The sequence below is a fragment of the Chitinophaga sp. MM2321 genome (assembly GCF_964033635.1).
Lineage (GTDB): Bacteria > Bacteroidota > Bacteroidia > Chitinophagales > Chitinophagaceae > Chitinophaga.
Window position 1 is genome coordinate 4,617,683 of record NZ_OZ035533.1, and the last position, 18,471, is coordinate 4,636,153.

The 18,471-nt window shown below is 44.8% G+C and carries 20 protein-coding genes and 1 tRNA gene; 11 read left to right on the forward strand and 10 right to left on the reverse strand.

The window, feature by feature from the left end; translation table 11 throughout:
- Positions 1 to 8: 8 nt before the first annotated feature.
- From ABQ275_RS17725 to ABQ275_RS17755, 7 genes are all read left to right on the forward strand, one after another.
- Positions 9 to 95, forward strand: a tRNA-Leu gene (locus ABQ275_RS17725).
- A 332-nt stretch (positions 96 to 427) separates the two neighbouring features.
- The gene (locus ABQ275_RS17730; RefSeq protein WP_349314489.1) at positions 428 to 1,141 is read left to right on the forward strand and encodes a DUF3800 domain-containing protein; all 714 of its coding nucleotides are present in this window, start codon (positions 428 to 430) and stop codon (positions 1,139 to 1,141) included.
- Positions 1,134 to 1,664, forward strand: coding sequence for a hypothetical protein (locus tag ABQ275_RS17735; RefSeq protein WP_349314490.1), 531 nt, complete (start codon positions 1,134 to 1,136; stop codon positions 1,662 to 1,664). Before ABQ275_RS17730 ends, ABQ275_RS17735 begins: the two co-directional genes overlap by 8 nt.
- Positions 1,665 to 2,011: 347 nt before the next feature.
- On the forward strand, positions 2,012 to 3,304 hold the full coding sequence (locus ABQ275_RS17740; RefSeq protein WP_349314491.1) for a DUF2130 domain-containing protein: 1,293 nt from the start codon (positions 2,012 to 2,014) through the stop codon (positions 3,302 to 3,304).
- Positions 3,305 to 3,351: 47 nt separating this feature from the next.
- Positions 3,352 to 3,981 (forward strand): HAD family phosphatase, encoded by a 630-nt coding sequence (locus tag ABQ275_RS17745; RefSeq protein WP_349314492.1) that lies wholly within the window; start codon positions 3,352 to 3,354, stop codon positions 3,979 to 3,981.
- 227 nt (positions 3,982 to 4,208) lie between these two features.
- On the forward strand, positions 4,209 to 4,850 hold the full coding sequence (locus ABQ275_RS17750) for a DUF4136 domain-containing protein (RefSeq protein ID WP_349314493.1): 642 nt from the start codon (positions 4,209 to 4,211) through the stop codon (positions 4,848 to 4,850).
- 32 nt (positions 4,851 to 4,882) lie between these two features.
- The gene (locus tag ABQ275_RS17755; RefSeq protein WP_349314494.1) at positions 4,883 to 5,503 is read left to right on the forward strand and encodes an outer membrane beta-barrel protein; all 621 of its coding nucleotides are present in this window, start codon (positions 4,883 to 4,885) and stop codon (positions 5,501 to 5,503) included.
- A gap of 75 nt (positions 5,504 to 5,578) precedes the next feature.
- Here the strand turns inward: ABQ275_RS17755 and ABQ275_RS17760 are convergent, their stop codons facing one another.
- Together ABQ275_RS17760 and ABQ275_RS17765 are read right to left on the reverse strand one after the other, a co-directional pair.
- Complete coding sequence (locus ABQ275_RS17760) at positions 5,579 to 6,595, reverse strand: FAD:protein FMN transferase (protein ID WP_349314495.1); 1,017 nt, start codon at positions 6,593 to 6,595, stop codon at positions 5,579 to 5,581.
- 19 nt (positions 6,596 to 6,614) lie between these two features.
- Complete coding sequence (locus ABQ275_RS17765) at positions 6,615 to 7,793, reverse strand: acyl-CoA dehydrogenase family protein (RefSeq protein WP_349314496.1); 1,179 nt, start codon at positions 7,791 to 7,793, stop codon at positions 6,615 to 6,617.
- Positions 7,794 to 7,996: 203 nt separating this feature from the next.
- Here ABQ275_RS17765 and ABQ275_RS17770 point away from each other — a divergent pair, with 203 nt between their 5' ends.
- Positions 7,997 to 8,437 (forward strand): YciI family protein, encoded by a 441-nt coding sequence (locus tag ABQ275_RS17770; RefSeq protein ID WP_349314497.1) that lies wholly within the window; start codon positions 7,997 to 7,999, stop codon positions 8,435 to 8,437.
- A 151-nt stretch (positions 8,438 to 8,588) separates the two neighbouring features.
- Here the strand turns inward: ABQ275_RS17770 and pyrF are convergent, their stop codons facing one another.
- The 3 genes from pyrF to ABQ275_RS17785 all read right to left on the reverse strand — a co-directional run bounded on the left by pyrF (position 8,589) and on the right by ABQ275_RS17785 (position 11,407).
- Positions 8,589 to 9,404 (reverse strand): orotidine-5'-phosphate decarboxylase, encoded by an 816-nt coding sequence (gene pyrF / locus ABQ275_RS17775; protein WP_349314498.1) that lies wholly within the window; start codon positions 9,402 to 9,404, stop codon positions 8,589 to 8,591.
- Between the two features lie 208 nt (positions 9,405 to 9,612).
- On the reverse strand, positions 9,613 to 10,272 hold the full coding sequence (locus ABQ275_RS17780; RefSeq protein ID WP_349314499.1) for an FMN-binding negative transcriptional regulator: 660 nt from the start codon (positions 10,270 to 10,272) through the stop codon (positions 9,613 to 9,615).
- A gap of 37 nt (positions 10,273 to 10,309) precedes the next feature.
- Positions 10,310 to 11,407, reverse strand: coding sequence for an Mrp/NBP35 family ATP-binding protein (locus ABQ275_RS17785; protein ID WP_349314500.1), 1,098 nt, complete (start codon positions 11,405 to 11,407; stop codon positions 10,310 to 10,312).
- A 128-nt stretch (positions 11,408 to 11,535) separates the two neighbouring features.
- Here ABQ275_RS17785 and ABQ275_RS17790 point away from each other — a divergent pair, with 128 nt between their 5' ends.
- Positions 11,536 to 12,192: a carboxypeptidase-like regulatory domain-containing protein gene (locus ABQ275_RS17790; RefSeq protein ID WP_349314501.1), complete on the forward strand. Its 657-nt coding sequence runs from the start codon at positions 11,536 to 11,538 to the stop codon at positions 12,190 to 12,192.
- 54 nt (positions 12,193 to 12,246) lie between these two features.
- Positions 12,247 to 13,134, forward strand: coding sequence for a 3-hydroxybutyryl-CoA dehydrogenase (locus ABQ275_RS17795; RefSeq protein WP_349314502.1), 888 nt, complete (start codon positions 12,247 to 12,249; stop codon positions 13,132 to 13,134).
- Positions 13,135 to 13,179: 45 nt separating this feature from the next.
- Here ABQ275_RS17795 and ABQ275_RS17800 read toward each other — a convergent pair whose 3' ends face one another.
- Together ABQ275_RS17800 and ribD are read right to left on the reverse strand one after the other, a co-directional pair.
- Positions 13,180 to 13,779 carry a YigZ family protein gene (locus ABQ275_RS17800; RefSeq protein WP_349314503.1) on the reverse strand — a complete coding sequence of 200 codons (600 nt, stop codon included), beginning with the start codon at positions 13,777 to 13,779 and terminating at the stop codon, positions 13,180 to 13,182.
- Between the two features lie 33 nt (positions 13,780 to 13,812).
- Complete coding sequence (ribD, locus tag ABQ275_RS17805) at positions 13,813 to 14,829, reverse strand: bifunctional diaminohydroxyphosphoribosylaminopyrimidine deaminase/5-amino-6-(5-phosphoribosylamino)uracil reductase RibD (RefSeq protein WP_349314504.1); 1,017 nt, start codon at positions 14,827 to 14,829, stop codon at positions 13,813 to 13,815.
- 134 nt (positions 14,830 to 14,963) lie between these two features.
- Between ribD and prmC the strand changes: the two genes are divergently transcribed.
- Positions 14,964 to 15,818: a peptide chain release factor N(5)-glutamine methyltransferase gene (gene prmC, locus ABQ275_RS17810; protein WP_349314505.1), complete on the forward strand. Its 855-nt coding sequence runs from the start codon at positions 14,964 to 14,966 to the stop codon at positions 15,816 to 15,818.
- A 40-nt stretch (positions 15,819 to 15,858) separates the two neighbouring features.
- Here the strand turns inward: prmC and ABQ275_RS17815 are convergent, their stop codons facing one another.
- From ABQ275_RS17815 to pepT, 3 genes are read right to left on the reverse strand one after another with little or no spacing between them, the layout of a single operon-like run.
- Positions 15,859 to 16,254, reverse strand: coding sequence for a biopolymer transporter ExbD (locus tag ABQ275_RS17815; protein WP_349314506.1), 396 nt, complete (start codon positions 16,252 to 16,254; stop codon positions 15,859 to 15,861).
- An 11-nt stretch (positions 16,255 to 16,265) separates the two neighbouring features.
- On the reverse strand, positions 16,266 to 16,979 hold the full coding sequence (locus ABQ275_RS17820) for a MotA/TolQ/ExbB proton channel family protein (RefSeq protein ID WP_349314507.1): 714 nt from the start codon (positions 16,977 to 16,979) through the stop codon (positions 16,266 to 16,268).
- Positions 16,980 to 17,030: 51 nt separating this feature from the next.
- A complete protein-coding gene (gene pepT / locus ABQ275_RS17825) occupies positions 17,031 to 18,278 on the reverse strand; it encodes a peptidase T (protein ID WP_349314508.1) in 1,248 nt (415 codons plus the stop codon).
- Between the last annotated feature and the right edge of the window lie 193 nt (positions 18,279 to 18,471).

Here is an 18,471-nt window from a genome sequence, read left to right on the forward strand (position 1 = left end):
TACCAGATGCGAAGGTGGCGAAATTGGTAGACGCGCTACTTTGAGGTGGTAGTGCCTGAAAGGGCTTGGGAGTTCGAATCTCCTCCTTCGCACCACAATGGGAAAGTCGTAGTGTACGACTTTCCCATTTTTTTTACGGCTTAATAGTACTATAGTGGGTCTGGATTATCTTCAAAATATTTAACCTCTTAGCTCCCATTCCGATCCTTTTAATTTAAAAGATTTACTATATTTAATTACTCAAAAAATTTAACCTCAATAATCGAAACCTGTATTAACCACAGGCTCCTTATGAAGAACCTTTTATTTCTATTGGAATTATTCCTTCCTGCGATTATTAATTCTTTAGTACGAATACCCGGTAATAAAGAGGAATACAGTTTATTTCAAAAAACACATGCTCACGTTGTAAAAACCATAGACATTGATGAGAATAGAATACAACATATACTGCGATGAAAGCTGCCACCTGATGCATAACACGGGTAAAGCAATGGTTTTAGGTGCCATTTGGTGTCAAAAGTCAAAGAGGCACGAAACATTCAAACGCATCCGTGAAATAAAAACAAAGCATGGCCTAAAGCAGGAATTTGAAATAAAGTGGAACAAGGTATCACCGGCTAAAACAGACTTTTATCTTGATTTAGTGAATTATTTTTTTGATGATGATGATTTGCATTTCAGGGCTTTGGTTATACCGGATAAAACCATTTTGGATCACCTGGCCTTCAATCAGGATCACGATGCCTTTTACTACAAGATGTATTTCGATTTACTCAAAGTCATTCTTTCTCCCGATTGTTCTTACAACATCTACATTGATATAAAAGATACCCGTAGCCAAAATAAAGTAGATGAATTGTGTAATGTTCTTCGCAATAGTCATTATGATTACCATGACCAGATAATCAAAAAGATACAGCAGGTGCATTCACATGAAGTAGAGTTATTGCAAATAACAGACCTGCTGACAGGTGCTATTGGTTATTTGCACAGAGGCTTACAGGGAAATACTGCTAAGGTTAAATTAATTGAAAAAATCAAAGAAAGATCTGGTTATACCTTGATGAAATCCACTTTATACAAGGAGAATAAGATGAACGTATTTATTTGGAAACCGAGAACCTTAACAAATGAATAATAATATTGTAGAATTACCCGAGTTGTTATTACTCAACAATTATGGAGGCGACTACGCTCAATACATTGAAGCAGTTTACGAGATTTTTAAGCGGGATTTTGTAACTAACAAAACTAAATTCAGAGGTGAGGTGCTAAAATTAAAATGGCACCCTATCTATCAGGACAAAGCATATACATTCTATCACATAACACATACAGGTGAGGATGAACAAAACAGGTTGCCTGATTTAAGAAGATGTGAGAGAATGCCTTGGACTAATCCTACAATTGAGAAGTGCGATACCTGGAGTTTGAAGATTTGGCCACAACAAAGACAAGGCAAAGGTGGTATTAAAGACAGATTATGTATTTGGCTTGAGTTACAAAATGAACCGGATTACATTGTTATTCTTGAAGTAAGAGATAATTACAAACTGTTGTGGACCGCTTTCGCCCCCCAATATCCTCATGAGAAAAGAAAAAAGCAAAAGGAGTATGAGGTATGGCTTAAAACGCAGAAATCGCCAGGGAGAAACTCCTAACGACTTCGTAACTCCTTTGACACGTGGTCATTGAGATAATGCAAAGATAAACACAATTATGAGACTTTGCAATGCTAAAAGTAAAAATGAGCACATTAGTGGAAATAACATAAGCCTATGTATCATAAACAGCTTAAAATCAACATTTTAATAAAAAACAGTGCGCTACAATTGTCTTGATGAGTGCAGGCGAAATCGTCAGTCTCAGGGCTATTATATAGTATATCCACATGGTTAGTGCCATTGCAAATCGTACCCCTTCCATAAAAGAAGGAAACCCTGTTCGCTCCTTTTTTTATTCTTCCCCACCCTAAACGCTATCTTTACGTAATTTTTTTACTGAAACTATGGGTACATCTATCACCTGTCCCAATTGCAAACACCAGTTTGTAATGGAGGATGCTTTTGCAGCAGACATCGAAAAAGAAATGCGGGGTAAAATGGAGTCTGAATGGCGCAAGCGCCTGGATGCTTTGCAGGCGGAAAAAAACTCGCTGCTTTCTGAAAAAAGCAAGATGGCGCAGGAGCGTCAGCAAATTGAAACGCTCAAACAACTCCAGGAAGAAGAAATAGTAAAACGTGTGCAGGCGGAAAAAAAACATCTCCAGGAAAGCCTCACAGACGATCTGCGTAAATCTATTACAGCAGATTTCGATAACCAGCTGGCGATGCTCAGGGAAACGAACCAGGACCAGGAAGCAAAGCTGAAAGAAGCACGCAAACAGGAACTGGACTTTTTGCGGAAAGAGCAGGAGCTGAAAAGTAAAGAACAGGAACTGGAAATCGATCTGCAGAAAAAATTATTGGAAGCACGCAGCGAGTTATCAGAAAAGATCCGCAAGGAAGAAACAGACCGCAACATCCTGAAAGATACGGAACACCAACTCCGCCTGCGCGAACTGGAAAAACAACTGGAAGACCAGCGCAAACTGGCCGAAGAGATGAAACGCCGCGCTGAGCAAGGCTCCACACAATTGCAGGGTGAAGCACAGGAACTTGTGCTGGAAGAAATGCTGCGCCTCAGCTTCCCCTTCGATGAAGTAACGCCCGTAGGCAAAGGCGTAAAAGGCGCCGATTGTATTCAGCTGATCCGCAATTCACTCGGACAGGAATGCGGACGCATCATTTATGAAAGCAAGCGCACTAAAGAATTTGTAAAGGACTGGGTAGAAAAGCTCAAAGCCGATATGCGCAGCCAGGGCGTAGATGTAGCCATCCTCGTTACGCAAACCATGCCGAAAGATATGGACCGCTTCGGCGACAAGGAAGGCATCTGGATCTGTACCTTTGCAGAAGTAAAAGCATTGGCCTACGTACTCCGCGATGGTATCATCAAAATTTCCAGCTCCCTGCGCACACAGGAAAATAAGGGCGACAAAATGCACATGCTCTATGCATACCTTACCAGTGGCGAGTTTGCAGAGCAATGGAAAGCGATCCGCGAAGGCTTTATGGCCATGAAATTATCTATCCAGCGCGAACGCGATGCCATGGAAAAATTATGGAAGGCACGCGAAAAGCAACTGGAGAAGGTATTGCTCAACGCCGCCCATATCAAAGGCTCCATCGAAGGTATTGCCGGTAGCGACTCTGTAGACCTGAAATTGCTCGAAGATGCCGCAGATGAATTAATGGACTAATTCATATTAATTCAAAGAATATCTGATTCGTTTACTACTTTCGACCCATGAAAAATCCGTTACATACCACTTATAATACCATCATTTTTGATCTTGGAGCCGTTCTGATAGATTGGGATCCACGCTATCTGTACCGGAAAATATTCACATCAGAAGAAGAAGTAGCTCATTTCCTGCAACACGTCTGCACAGCAGACTGGAATGAAGAACAGGATGCCGGCAGAAGCCTGGAAGAAGGCACCGCATTACTGGTAGCTGCGCATCCGCAGTATGAAGCACAGATCCGCGCCTTCTACGGCCGCTGGAAAGAAATGCTGGGCGGTGCTATTGAAGGTACGGTACAGGTATTACAACAACTGAAAAACAGCGGTAAATATAAATTGTACGCACTCACAAACTGGTCAAACGAAACCTTTCCGCTGGCGCTGGTCGAGTACCCCTTTCTTCAGCTGTTTGACGGCATCGTTGTATCCGGTAAAGAAAAGCAACGGAAGCCATCTCCGGCCTTCTACCAGCTGCTGCTGGACAGATACCAGGTAGCCGCTGAAAAAGCCCTGTTTATAGATGATAACCTCCGTAATATAAAGGCTGCGCAGGAATATGGAATAGACAGCATCCATTTCAATCATCCTGATCAACTTAAAAAAGAATTATTAAATAAAAATATATTAAGCTAATCATCTTTATAAAAAACTGTTACTGTTAACCCCGTTTCTACTTTAAGTAAACCTTAACACTTCTCCACTAAACTCGCTGTAACATCTTCCTATCAAACACGTTCAACGGTAAATAAACGGGAACTTCAGCATTGCGCCATCGGCCGGCTCTTATTTGTTAACATGGCAAGCATTATGCTGTTAACCCTTTGGATGTGACCATTTTTTTTAAATTAATACGCGAGGATATGAAAAAAACATTGTTTTTATTAAGCACTGCCGCAGCAGTAGTGGCTATGATGTCGTTTAGTGGCTGTCGCAAGGATCCCTTAAAAGATATGTCCAATGAGGAATCACGGATTTATATCACCAATCATGATAGCAGCACAAACTTTAGCTCATATTCAACTTTCAGCATTGTAGACTCAGTAGCAGTACTCAGCAGTCGCAGTGATTCCGCAAAGAAAGCACTAACAGACTATGATAAGAAACTGATTGCATCAGTTACTGCATCTATGCAACAAAGAGGTTACACACTGGTGAATAAAGCCGCCAAACCCGATCTGGGCGTGAACCTCACCCGTATCGACAACTCGTTCACCAATATATCCTGGAACCCCGGATGGTGGGGCGGTGTTGGATACTGGGATCCCGGATACTGGGGATACCCTGGTGGTGGCTGGTTCTGGCCTTCTTACTACACGGTATACCAGGTAAATGAAAGACAAACTGCCATCGATGTATTTGATCTTAAAAATCCGAAAGACAACAAGCTGACCGCCGTATGGAATGCCCTGTGGCGTGGTTCAGGCGTATGGGACATCAATAATGTGGATACGATGGTGCAAACATCTTTTGCACAATCTCCCTACCTGACCAAAAGCAATTAATGTTGATTTCGAAAATTAAAATTGATAGGAAGATGAAAAAGATAAAAAACTGGATATTGATTTTCGCAGGCTGTATCGCAGCACAGGCAGTGTCTGCACAAAGCCGTCCGCCATTGTCCGTAGATGTGAATTATTCTATCGCGCAACCGCTGGGTTCTTTGAAAGACTATAGTAATAAAACAAGTTTCCGCGGCTGGAGTGCCGGGTTACAATATATGCTGAATGATCAGTTGTCTGTAGGTATCCGCACCGGATTCCAGGACTACTATGAAAGATTGCCCCGTGCTCTTTATCCTGATAAAACAGGCGATGTTTCTGCCGTACAATCACGTACGCTGCAATCTATCCCCGTTCAGGCAACCATCAGTTATGCTTTCACTAAACCAGGAAGCACCGTCATTCCTTACGGTAACCTGGGTGTGGGTGCAGCCAATATGAACTATGAAAAATACTGGGGGCAATTTGTAGAGAAGAATAACAGCTGGCAATTCATGGTGAGCCCCGAAGTAGGCATCAACGTGCCTTTCGGCAAATACTCACCCGTGATGTTTAATGCAAATGTGCGCTACAATTATTCGCCTTACAAGTATAATGAGATTACTAATTTCAATTCAGTACAGGGTAATATCGGATTCAAGTTCCACCTGAACTAAATTATTTTATCCATATTAATGAAAGCGAAAAAGTGAGGATGTGTCCCGTCTCGTATTTACGAGGCGGGATTTTTTTTAAAATTCCATATACGCTTTAAAACCGTCACTGAATGCTTCCTTAATACCACCATCTTTGTCTTTATAAATGTAAGTCGCTTCCAGTCCGTATTCCGGGTGTTTTGCAATATAACGCAGCCCTTCTTCCACTCCCATCAGGATAAGCGGGTTATCAAATGCATCAGCGGTAAAACAGTCTTTCGCAATCACGGTTACACTGATAATATTGTTGTGTAAAGCCTGGCCGGTTATCGGGTGAATAGTATGTGCAAAACGGGTTTGGCCCTGGTCAAAAAAGCGGCGGTAATTACCACTGGTAGCAATGCCTTTGCCGGGAAGTCTTACCAGTCCCTGAACAGGCTCGTAAGTGGTATCTCCCTGCGATGGTCGTTCTATACCCACACTCCATATTTTATGTTGCTGGTTATATCCTTTCGCACATAATTCCCCGCCTACATCCACCAGGTAATTTTCTATTCCCTGCTGTTCCAGGAATCTGCCCAGCACGTCTACGGTATAGCCTTGCGCAATACCATTACAATCTATCTGTACCCCTTTTTTTGTTGTAGAGAGATGATCACCTTTTATCCGCAAATAACGGTAACCTATATACGGCATTGTTTTCTTGATACTATCGGCAGGAGGAATGCCTTTGAAAGAAGGCTTGGTAACACCGAAGCCCCATAAATACACCAGCGGCTTTACCGTGATATCAAAGATGCCGCCGGTAGCTTTGCTGGTAAATATGGCCTGCTGCAAAACCGTCCGCATATGTTCATCCATACGTACATGACCGGTAGCATTAAACTGATTGATCAGCGAGCCGGGTTTATACAGCGACAATGACTGATCTATTACCCCGAACACAGAATCTATGCGGCTTTCCAGCGACGCAGTATCTGCGGATAAATATTTGACTATATAATACGTCCCCTGGGCTTTTCCTTCACAGGCTACCAGTTTAAGCGCAGGCGACTGTTGTGCACGTATACTCATGGCCGTTAGGAGGCCTGCCATTACTAAAAAAAATCTCATTCCTTGCTTACTATTTCTTTTATTTAAACGCATCCAGTCCCGTCACATCCATGCCTGTAATCAGCAAATGTATTTCGTGTGTGCCTTCATAAGTGCTCACACTCTCAAGGTTCATCATATGCCGCATCACCGGAAATTCGCCTGTAATACCCATACCGCCCAAAATGGAACGTGCATCGCGGGCTATATTGGAGGCTACTTCACAGGCATTGCGTTTGGCCATAGAGATCTGTGCGGGCGTTGCTTTTCCTTCGTTTTTCAACACACCTAAACGCCAGTTCATCAGCTGGGCTTTGGTAATTTCCGTGATCATTTCCGCCAGCTTCTTCTGTGTCAGCTGGAAGCCACCGATAGGGCGGTCAAACTGGATACGCTCTTTAGCATACCGCAAAGCCGTATCATAACAATCCATAGCAGCACCAATTACACCCCATGCAATCCCGTAGCGGGCGGATGATAAACAACTCAGCGGTCCTTTCAGTCCTTTTACGCCGGGCAGGATATTTCCTTTCGGCACTTTTACCTGGTCGAATACAAGTTCGCCGGTAGCACTTGCACGAAGGCTCCACTTTCCTTTGGTTTCAGGGGTGGTAAAGCCTTCCATACCTCTTTCCACAATGATACCCCGGATCTCTCCTGCTTCATCTTTTGCCCACACTACGGCTATATCTGCAAAAGGTGCATTGGAAATCCACATTTTGGCGCCATTTAAAATTACATGGTCACCCTCTTCCCGGAAGTTGGTGATCATGCCGGCAGGATTGGAACCGTGATCAGGTTCTGTTAATCCGAAACAGCCCATCCACTCTCCTGTAGCCAGTTTGGGAAGATACTTTTTTTTCTGCGCTTCACTTCCGAAAGTAAAGATAGGATACATCACCAAAGATCCCTGCACCGATGCGGTAGAACGTATCCCGCTATCACCACGCTCCAGTTCCTGCATCATCAATCCATATGCAATATGGTCCATGCCACCACCGCCATATTCAACCGGGATAGTAGGACCAAAACATCCCAGCTCACCCAGGCTTTTTATAATTTGCGTAGGGAAGGCTGCCCGCTGACAGTAATCTTCAATTACCGGTGATACATCTTTCTTTACCCACTGCCGGACAGCATCGCGGATTAACAGGTGTTCTTCTGTCAACAAACTATCTACAGCAAAATAATCGGGGGACTGAAACAGATCTTGTAGCATGTGACCACAGTTTTGGTTTAGATTGATAACCCGGACCAGGATTAAAGGATAATAGGATTTATAGGATGGAACTAGTAGATAAAGATAGGACTGGTAGATAAACTTCGCTTTTATTTACCAGTTCCATCCTATAAATCCTATTATCCTTTAATCCTGGTCAAATCTTCATCAAACTTAGTAACTTTAATACAAATTCGAGTGTTATGGCAAGCAAAGTAGTCCCCGCACTTTTGCTGTTGGGTTTCCTGGTCGTTGTGATTATCTCTTTCCACCCCACTACTCCGTTAAAAACTATTGCATTATCTGTACAACCCGCCAGGCAAACATTGGGTGGTGAGCCTGCTGTAAAACGTTACTGGATGGTGTTTTTAAAAAAAGGACCGCAACGCAACCAAAGCGAAGCGGAGGCGGAAGAGATCCAGCGCGGGCATATAAATAATATTACACGCCTGGCTAAAGCGCGGAAAATAGTACTGGCAGGGCCATTCGGTAATGATGAAGACTTACGCGGAATATTTATAATGGACTGTAAAGACAGTATCGAAGCGGTAACGCTGATAAATTCAGATCCTGCTGTTCAGTCAGGCAGACTAAGCTTTATTATCAAACCCTGGTGGACGGAGAAAAATTGTCTTTTCCAGTAACTGACCAGGATTACAGGATTAACAGGATTTATAGGATGGGTGTTTTGTTAGGTATAAAAAATTGCCGCAGATATCAGCGTAATCTGCGCTTTTATCTCCGGCAATCTTTTTTATCTTTCTACCTAACAAAACACCCATCCTATAAATCCTGTTAATCCTGTAATCCTGGTCTATAGGTGGCCATTTCCTGTTGGTATTGTTGAGCCACATTGCGGGCATCTGTTGCAAAATCTTCTCCGTTTCCTGCATAGATAATTGCGCGGCTGGCGTTTACCAGTAAGCCGCAATCCTTATTCATAGCCTGTTTGGAAATTTCTGCGAGGCTGCCGCCCTGTGCACCTACGCCCGGTACCAGGAAGAAATGATCCGGCACCAGTTTACGGATATAAGCCAGTTGTGAAGACTGCGTAGCGCCGATCACAAACATCAGGTTTTCCGGGGTACCCCATTCCATACCGGCTTTCAACACTTTTTCAAACAGCAGTTCATCACCCGCTTGTTGCAACTGAAAATCCTGGCTGCCTTCATTGGAAGTAAGTCCCAGCATAATCGCCCATTTATCAGAGAATTGCAAAAAGGGGGTTACACTGTCTTTCCCCATGTAAGGCGCCACTGTTACGGAATCAAATTTGTATGTATCAAAAAAAGTTTTCGCGTATTGGGTGGAAGTGTTGCCAATATCCCCCCGTTTGGCGTCGGCGATCGTAAAGATGCCGGCTGGAATGTAGTCTACCGTGCGTTGCAGGCTTTCCCATCCCCGGATACCCATACTTTCGTAAAAGGCCGTATTAATTTTATAGGCAACACAAAGGTCTTTGGTTGCGTCAATTATAGCCTTGTTAAAGGCAAACACCGGATCTGCATGAGACAGCAGGTGTTTTGGAATCTTTTGTATGTCTGTGTCCAATCCTACACACAGATAAGATCTCTTTTCCTTAATCAGATTCACCAATTCCTGTCGATTCATAGTCGGTTTATTTGGGGCGCAAAGTTAAGTAAAACTTAGCATTGACGCAGTTTAAACATATTATGATTACTTGTAATTAAGATGACGCGCTATTATTATTGTGGTAGTTGCCTTTACAGGCAATCCCGCCATGTCTTTAATGCAGAAGGGGTTATTAAAGATATTTCATTTTGAGATGATTCCAAACAACGGCTTAAAATATTCCGGGCTATCCGGCGGGTGGTCTGCGCACCTCCATTTCTGCTGCAATCCGGCGGGAGTTTTCGTCTCCACGGGCACGCAGGTGGGTTATCACACTAAAATAGTCATGGTCATTTTTATTCTGACTTAGTTTGAAACGCGCATTCACTTCCTGCACGTCCATTTCAAAACCAACAATCGCCTTCATATTATTTTCCAATGACTTCGGCGTGATATCGCTTATATGTACGGGGCAGGCTGATGGCGCTTCATAGTGATCCATCAATACTTCCAGCGACTGCAATAAGGTGGCTTCATCCATGATACGCATGGCGCCGTGTATATGTACTGCGATATAATTCCAGGTTGGGATCTTTTCTTTTTCATACCAGGAAGAAGAAATGTAGGCGTGGGGAGCGGTAAAGACCATGAGTGCGGTACCGCGTGTAAACCAGTTCCACTGCGGGTTTTCTTTAGCGATATGTCCATGCAGGACAAATCTGCCATCCTTTTTTTCCACCAGCGTCACGGGGATGTGCGTAGCATGGGGTGTGCCGGCATCGTCTACGTTTACCAGCATACCAAAAGCATTTTCCCTGATAAAAGCGGCGATTGTATCCCAGTTGGTTTCTTTGTTAATCCTTGGTGTAAACATAGAGCTGAAGAACAGGCCGGGATAATACGGCATCCAATCAGGCAGTATTATCCCGGGTCTGCAATTATTTTTAAACGATAATATCCACGATCCTGGTTGCTGCAATATTTGCGTTGCGCATGGCAATGCTTCTTGCAGCTGCACCGGCAACATCCAGGAATGCTTTGCGGGTAATCTTATCATCACTGGCCATAGCAGGTACACCTGCATCGCCACCTTCACGGATACTCTGTACCAATGGTATTTGCCCCAGGAAAGGTATTTCCAGGTCTTCTGCCAGCTTTTTACCGCCTTCCTTACCAAAGATGTAGTATTTGTTATCCGGCAGCTCAGCGGGCGTAAAATAGGCCATATTTTCAACCAGTCCGATAATCGGTACATTGATCTGTTGTCCGTTGAACATTGCGATCCCTTTCTGGGCATCCACCAGGGCAACGTCCTGTGGTGTGGTAACGATAATAGCACCGGTAACAGGTACGGTTTGTACCAGTGTGAGGTGAATATCACCGGTTCCGGGCGGCATATCAATGATCAGGTAGTCCAGTTCATCCCAGAAAACATCGGTGATAAATTGTTTCAGGGCACTGCTGACCATCGGCCCACGCCATACCACTGCCTGTTTCTCATCGATGAGTAAGCCAATAGACATTACCTTGATACCGAATTTCTCCATCGGCTGGATCATGCCTTTGCCTTCCACATTCACCATCATGGGTCTTTCGCCACGTAAGCCGAACATGATAGGTACGGAAGGACCGTAAATATCAGCGTCCATCAGACCTACTTTTGCGCCGTCGCGACCCAATGCCAGCGCCAGATTGGCAGCTACCGTGGATTTACCCACACCGCCTTTTCCAGAAGCCACTACAATGATATTCTTAACATTTGGCAATGCCCCTTGACCATCCTTGCGTTTGGTGCTCACGTTGGCTGTCATCAACACTTCCACTTCCGCTTCTTTATTTACGGTCAGGTGGATGGCATTGATACAAGCGTTGCGGATCAATTCCTTCAACGGGCAGGCAGGGGTGGTGAGTATGACTGTAAACTTCACTTTATTGCCATTAATCTCTATATCTTTTACCATGTTCAGCGTCACCAGATCCTTCCCCAGATCAGGTTCTTCCACGTTGCTCAGGGCCTGTAAAATCTGCTCTTTCGTCATCATAAATTGTTGTTAAAATTTGATTACAGAACACAAAGTTAACCCAATTGAGATTTAATTTACAATTTCTCCTTCGCAGCCAGCAACTGCCTGGGAAAATGTAAATTAAATTTCTATATCTTAGGGCCGGCATGCATCAGAAAAGATCCTACATACTGTCACTTTTAGTTGTTTTCCTTTTATCTCCTTTCTTTCTGAAAGCACAGATTTCGGAATTTAGAGACAGCGTTATACAAATATCAGGTCTTACCATGACGGCAGACAGTTTACGCGCTATTCCCGCAGTAAGTATCCTGGTAAAAGGACAAGGAAGAGGTACCATCTCCAACACGGCTGGTATATTTTCCATTGTATTATTTAAAGGAGATACGCTTAGTTTCAGTGCGGTAGGCTTTAAAAAACAGGATTATAAAGTACCCGTCGATATCAAAGGAAATAATTTTTCCCTGATCCAGCTGATGGTAGAAGACACTACTTATCTACCTGTTACCATCATCAAACCTTATCTTTCAAAACAGGAATTTGAACGCGCCTTCGCCAATATGGACATTCCGGATGATGCGTATGAAGTAGCGCGCAAGAATACGGAGAACGCCCGGATACGCGCCATGACCCGTTATACACCGGTAGATGGCGGAGAAGCCACCAATCAATATCTCAACAAACAGGCCCAATCACTCTATTACGCAGGTCAAAGACCTCCGCAAAATATCTTCAACCCGCTGGCATGGGCCCAGTTCATACAGGCCTGGAAGCAAGGTGACTTCAAACGGAAGGACGATTATTAATATTTACTTTGCGCTCTTTACACTCTTTGTTACTTTGCGTGAAAAAAATACACCATGCAAAAAATAGCGGTAATCGGCGCAGGCACCATGGGAAATGGTATTGCCCACGTATTTGCTCAGAATGGCTACGCCGTTAACCTGATCGATGTATCGGAACCCGCCCTGCAAAAGGCGTTGCAAACCATTACCAGGAATCTTGACCGGCAACTGGCCAAAGAAGCCATCACAGCAGCCGTTAAAACAACTACACTCGCCAATATCTCCCTGCAAACAGACCTGGCAACAGGCGTAAAAGATGTTTCACTGGTAGTGGAAGCTGCTACTGAAAATATTGCATTGAAACTGAAAATATTCCAGGACCTCGATCAACATGCCCATCCCGACGCTATCCTGGCTACCAATACTTCCTCTATTTCTATCACAAAAATAGCCGCTGCCACCAAACGCCCGGCAAAGGTGATAGGCATGCATTTCATGAACCCGGTACCTGTTATGAAGCTGGTGGAAATCATCAACGGTTACGCAACAGATAAAAGTGTCACGGAACATATCGTTACCCTTGCTGAAAAACTGGATAAAGTTCCCTGTGTAGTAAACGATTACCCCGGATTTATTGCTAACCGCATCCTCATGCCGATGATAAACGAAGCCATCTGCTCCCTCTTTGAAGGTGTAGCCGGTGTAGCAGAAATTGATACGGTGATGAAACTCGGAATGGCGCATCCAATGGGACCCTTGCAGCTGGCTGATTTCATCGGGCTCGATGTATGCCTGTCTATCCTGCATGTGCTGCACGATGGATTCGGCAACCCGAAATATGCGCCCTGCCCATTGCTGGTAAACATGGTTACCGCAGGTTATCTTGGTGCAAAAAGTGGAGAAGGATTTTATAAATATACCGCAGGTAGTAAAGACCTCGTAGTGAGTGAGCGGTTTAAATAGCCTGGCAGTTGATAGCCGGGGATTACCACCCCGGCTATCAACAACCTATTTTATTTGTTTTATTTCCAGCCCATGAATATCCCGTAACCGCAGCAAACACAACTCCTCCCCGGATTTGGGCACACCAATATCCATAGAACAGAAGAGTTGTAATTCCTGTTTTATGATGGTACAATTATTTTGTTTGACAACAATCATGATATCATTCATAATCGTATAGTCAAAGCTGAGATGATAAGTTGACTCTATATTTTTCTGGATAGCAGGAACGAGTTGCATCACCATGGAAGCACTCATTTTATAGGCGTTAATCAAACCGGGAACACCCAGCAGGGTGCCGCCAAAATAACGCACTACTACAATCAGTACATCCGTCAGTTGCTTGCTGTCTATCTGACCCAGAATGGGTTTGCCTGCTGAACCGGAAGGCTCTCCATCATCGTTGGCGCGAAACTGCAATCCGCCGGTACCAAGCCGGTAAGCATAGCAGTGATGCGTTGCTTTGGGATGCTCTTTCTTCACTTCCAGTAAACATTCTTTAACAGCTTCGGGGGTTTTAACAGGAAAAGCATATGCCAGAAATTTGCTGCCCCTGTCCTTAAACTCTGCTACAGCGGTTTTATCGATTGTAAAATAAACCTCCATCTATATAATTTAGAAAAACCAAATATTAAAAAACTACACGCGGCTGTAAAAGCCGATGCGATCACCATCCAGGTGCATGGTATGCTCCAGCGAAGCATGGGTGAGTACCGGGGCTGCCTGTCCTCCAGGCAGTGTAACCGTTCCCGTTATGATGCGGGCTTCATCCCATAGTCCTGTTTCAATAAAACGCTGCAATACATAGGCGCCGCCTTCTACCAATACGCTCTGTACCTGGCGGTGATGCAGCTTTTCCATCAGCTGTGGTAACAGTTCTCCGCGGAAGTCGAGCTGCAACGTTTCTGTTAAGCCATTGGTATCTGTAGCTGCTGCAGTAATAAACACCGTAGGAATACTGCCGTCCCATAGATGGTGGGTGCGTGGTACCTGCAAAGCGCGGTCTATCACCAGCCTCACGGGGTCTTTGCCTGTCCACAGGCGGTTATTCAATCTGGGATTGTCTAATATAGCGGTGCGGGTGCCTACCAGGATCGCCATTTCTTCGCTGCGCCATTTGTGTACCAGGCGGTCGCTGTAAGTATTTGACAACCGTACCGGCGCTCCGCTGCTGCTGGCCATGAAGCCGTTGCTGCTTTGCGCCCACTTCAGCACAATATAAGGGCGTTTCTTTTCATGGAAGGTAAAGAAACGGCGGTTGAGTTGTCTGCAGGCGGCTTCCAGCATGCCTGTATGAACGGTAACCCCTGCCTGTTGCAGCTTTGCAATTCCTTTGCCAGCTACTGCCGAAAAAGAGTCCACACAGCCGATCACTACCTGTTTAATGCCCTGGGATAAGATCAGGTCTGCACAGGGCGGTGTTTTACCATGGTGTGCACAGGGTTCCAGGCTTACGTACATGGTCGCCAATGGAATCAGCGACCGGTCTTCCGCCTGCACACTGTTTACACAGTTCACTTCCGCATGCGCCTGGCCGTACTGGCGGTGATAGCCCTCCCCGATGATCCGTTCCTGGTGCACCAGCACAGCACCTACCATAGGATTAGGTGCCACCTGCCCTGCTCCCATAGCTGCCAATTCCAGGCAACGTCTCATAAAAAATTCATTGAACGTGCTATCCATAATACCCCGCGATGTAATATTTTTGCAAAAATATCGTTTTTAGCCGTCGGAAAATGCCAACTCCCCCAGGTTAGCATTTTTCAGGTCACTACCTTAAATTATACATTTTGACAATACAAACGGCTTTTACCTATATTACCGGCGCTATCGGTGAACTCTATGATGAGCGGGAAGCCGCCAACATAGCCCATATTGTCCTGGAACACCTCACAGGCATGAACAAGCTGGACAGGATCGTTCACAAGACAAAAATCCTCACGCCCGATCAGAATACCCGCTTAAAAACAGCCATCGAAGCCCTGCAACGTGTTGAACCCGTACAATATATTACCGGCAGCAGCTGGTTTTACGGTATGGAACTGATGGTAACCCGCGATGTACTCATTCCACGGCCCGAAACGGAGGAACTGGTGGAATGGATCGTCCAGGATGCAGCAGGCAGGCACCGCCTGCATATGCTGGACATCGGCACCGGCAGCGGATGCATCCCCCTGGCACTGAAGAAATCACTCCACTCTGCCCAGGTATCCGCCATAGATGTGAGTGAACCCGCCCTCACCGTAGCCCGCATTAATGCCGCCCGTCAACGGCTGGAAATAAACTTCTTCCGCATGGATGCACTGGATACAGCACAAATGGCCGAACTCCCCTCCTTTGATGTTATCGTGAGCAACCCTCCCTATATCACACAAAGCGAACAAACAGATATGCAGGAACAGGTATGGGGCTTTGAACCCACACTGGCACTGTTTGTACCGGACAACGACGCCCTGCTGTTTTACCGTCACATTATCCTGCTGGCAAAAAACAAACTGCACCCCGGCGGCGCCCTCTACTTCGAAATCAATGAAGCACTGGGCAAAGAAGTGGTCGCCCTGATGGAAGAACACGGCTTTAAAAAAGTAATACTGAAGCAGGATATGTTTGGAAAAGACCGGATGGTCAAAGGTGAGCTGGATTAAAGGGTTAACAGGAAAACCCTGTTAACCCTTTAATGCCCGTTTATTTTTTAGCTGTTGCCAGCACTACTTTTGCGCCTATTTGTTTTGCCACTTCCATCACACTCACCACGTCTTCAATAGGAACAGATTTCTCCGCATTGATGACAATGGTAGGATCTACCTTTTCATTGCCAACAGCCGGTGCGAGGGCCTGTTTAAGTCCTTCGAAAGGAATTTTGTTAGTGCCTACAAAAAACTCACGCTTTTCATTAATACTCACCACCACGGTTTGTTTAGCCTTGGTGTTACTCTGGGCTTTAGGCAATATCAGTTTAATGACATTGGGATTAGCCAGTGTGGAAACAATGAGGAAGAACAACAGCAGAATGAACAGGATATCATTCAATGCAGAGTTGTGCAATTCCACTTGTTTCTTATTTCGCCTGCGTAAATTCATTTTCTGTTGTTTTAGCGGGTCGGTTCCTGCAGGATGTCTATAAATTCTGCTGAAGCGCCTTCCATCTTGTTAACTACCTTATCAATCTGTGCATTCAAATAGCTGTAGAAAATGAAAGCGATGATCCCAATAATCAGCCCTGTGGCGGAAGTCACCATCTTCACATAAATACCGCCGGCAATGGTGCCCAGTGTAATATCGGAAGTGATAGAGATGTTGAAGAATGTCTGGATCATACCTGCAATCGTACCCAGGAAGCCGAACATTGGCGCAATACCTGCTATAATAGACAGGATCACCAGGTTCTTCTCCATGCGGTAAATTTCCAGCTTGCCCACATTTTCCATTGATTTCTCAATGTTGTCAATAGGTTTACCAATACGCTGTAATCCTTTATCGATCATACGTGCAATAGGTCCCACGGTATTTTTGGCGAGGGAACGGGCGCTCTGGATATTACCGGTAGTGATCTGATCGCGGATCATCGGCATAAAGTTATCTTCCAGCTTGCCAGCCTTTGCGATGGTAATATATCTTTCCACAAATACATATACAGCAATCAGGGAAAGAATGCCTAAAGGAATCATCAGTACACCACCTTTCATCAACATATCTATCAGATGGATCTGCTGCTGTGGCCCAGCTGCGTTTGCGCCTGCGGCCAATGAATCAACCACGGGATGTAATAATGAATCCTGTAATAACGTAATAAGACCTAATATCATGATGGATTTTCTTCTATTAACGGTTAAAATAGTAAATAATTACGAATTCCTTTATGATCTTTCTTCCCAAACCTGTGCCAGATAAACAATTGTTTGCACCGCTTTCTTCATATCCTGAATACTGACGTACTCCTGTTTGCTGTGCAGGGCCATTTCACCGGTAAAAATATTGGGGCATGGCAGACCCATAAAAGAAAGACGGGAACCGTCTGTTCCACCACGAATACTCATTTTTAGCGGCTGTATGCCCGCCCGGCGGATAGCTTCTGCGGCATGCGCCGTTACCTGTGGATATTGATCCAGTACCTCTTTCATATTGCGGTACTGTTCTGTTACCTTCAGCGTAGCCTTTGCGCCATGGTAGCGGTCCATCACTCTTTCCATAATACGGCGCAGGTAAGTTTCATGCGCTTCCAGGCTGGAGGTTTCGAAATCACGGATTATAAAATCAATCTCGGCTTTTTCTACGGTGCCGTGTATACGAAGCGGGTGAATAAAGCCTTCGCGGTCTTCTGTTGTTTCCGGGGAGAGGCTGTCTTTCGGTAACGCATCTACGATTTCACCCGCAATTTTGATGGCACTTACCAACTTATCCTTCGCGGAGCCGGGATGCGCGCTGATGCCATAGATCGTGATCCTGGCGCCATCAGCAGAAAAATTTTCATCTTCCAGGGAACCCAGTTCACCGCCATCCATGGTATAGCCAAATTGTGCCGCCAGTTTTTCCATGTTCACTTTTTCCACCCCGCGGCCTACTTCTTCATCAGGGGTAAACAGGATACGGATAGCACCATGTTTCACTTCCGGGTGCGTCATCAGGAAGTTGGCAGCATCCATAATTTCCGCCACCCCTGCCTTGTCATCCGCGCCCAGCAAGGTAGTACCGCTGGCCGTAATAATATCGTCGCCCTTTTTGCCGGCTAGGTAAGGATGTTCCTTGGCGCTGATCACCACCGTTTCATCATCAGGCAGTACAATATCGCCGCCATCATATTGTTTGTGTACCAGCGGCTTAACCCCTGTACCACTGCTATCGGAAGAAGTATCAACATGTGAACAAAAACAGATGACCGGTACTTTTTTATCTGTATTGGCCGGGATGGTCGCATACACATAGCCATGCTGGTCCAGTTCCACATCCGTGATGCCCATTTCCTGTAATTCTTTTACCAATAAGCGCGATAAATCTTTCTGCTTTTCCGTTGTCGGAAAACTGGTGCTCATCGGATCTGATTGTGTATCTATTTGCACGTAACGCATGAAGCGTGTGTCAACCGTATATTGATAGTTTGTAAACATATTGCAAACGTAAGGAAAAAACGCATGTACACTTCTGCCGTAGAATATGCTGTTTTACCGTCTCCCACAGTATCTTAAAAGTAATATTTTCTTTTTTTACAGATAAAACTAAGACAAAACACCAAATTTTGTTAGTTATATCGAACAAAGGTATTATAATGATAGGTTTGTACAGAATAATAAACCATCCTAT

Excerpts from the sequence above, each read along its gene's own strand:
- ribD (WP_349314504.1), bottom strand. The coding sequence starts at position 14,829 with ATGAGACGTTGCCTGGAATTGGCAGCTATGGGAGCAGGGCAGGTGGCA.
- ABQ275_RS17730 (WP_349314489.1), top strand. The coding sequence starts at position 428 with ATGAGAATAGAATACAACATATACTGCGATGAAAGCTGCCACCTGATG.
- ABQ275_RS17765 (WP_349314496.1), bottom strand. The coding sequence starts at position 7,793 with ATGCTACAAGATCTGTTTCAGTCCCCCGATTATTTTGCTGTAGATAGT.
- ABQ275_RS17785 (WP_349314500.1), bottom strand. The coding sequence starts at position 11,407 with ATGATGACGAAAGAGCAGATTTTACAGGCCCTGAGCAACGTGGAAGAA.
- ABQ275_RS17770 (WP_349314497.1), top strand. The coding sequence starts at position 7,997 with ATGGCAAGCAAAGTAGTCCCCGCACTTTTGCTGTTGGGTTTCCTGGTC.
- ABQ275_RS17790 (WP_349314501.1), top strand. The coding sequence starts at position 11,536 with ATGCATCAGAAAAGATCCTACATACTGTCACTTTTAGTTGTTTTCCTT.
- ABQ275_RS17745 (WP_349314492.1), top strand. The coding sequence starts at position 3,352 with ATGAAAAATCCGTTACATACCACTTATAATACCATCATTTTTGATCTT.
- ABQ275_RS17800 (WP_349314503.1), bottom strand. The coding sequence starts at position 13,779 with ATGGAGGTTTATTTTACAATCGATAAAACCGCTGTAGCAGAGTTTAAG.
- ABQ275_RS17755 (WP_349314494.1), top strand. The coding sequence starts at position 4,883 with ATGAAAAAGATAAAAAACTGGATATTGATTTTCGCAGGCTGTATCGCA.
- ABQ275_RS17735 (WP_349314490.1), top strand. The coding sequence starts at position 1,134 with ATGAATAATAATATTGTAGAATTACCCGAGTTGTTATTACTCAACAAT.
- ABQ275_RS17740 (WP_349314491.1), top strand. The coding sequence starts at position 2,012 with ATGGGTACATCTATCACCTGTCCCAATTGCAAACACCAGTTTGTAATG.
- ABQ275_RS17750 (WP_349314493.1), top strand. The coding sequence starts at position 4,209 with ATGAAAAAAACATTGTTTTTATTAAGCACTGCCGCAGCAGTAGTGGCT.
- ABQ275_RS17820 (WP_349314507.1), bottom strand. The coding sequence starts at position 16,979 with ATGATATTAGGTCTTATTACGTTATTACAGGATTCATTATTACATCCC.
- ABQ275_RS17795 (WP_349314502.1), top strand. The coding sequence starts at position 12,247 with ATGCAAAAAATAGCGGTAATCGGCGCAGGCACCATGGGAAATGGTATT.
- pyrF (WP_349314498.1), bottom strand. The coding sequence starts at position 9,404 with ATGAATCGACAGGAATTGGTGAATCTGATTAAGGAAAAGAGATCTTAT.
- ABQ275_RS17780 (WP_349314499.1), bottom strand. The coding sequence starts at position 10,272 with ATGCCGTATTATCCCGGCCTGTTCTTCAGCTCTATGTTTACACCAAGG.
- pepT (WP_349314508.1), bottom strand. The coding sequence starts at position 18,278 with ATGTTTACAAACTATCAATATACGGTTGACACACGCTTCATGCGTTAC.
- ABQ275_RS17760 (WP_349314495.1), bottom strand. The coding sequence starts at position 6,595 with ATGAGATTTTTTTTAGTAATGGCAGGCCTCCTAACGGCCATGAGTATA.
- ABQ275_RS17815 (WP_349314506.1), bottom strand. The coding sequence starts at position 16,254 with ATGAATTTACGCAGGCGAAATAAGAAACAAGTGGAATTGCACAACTCT.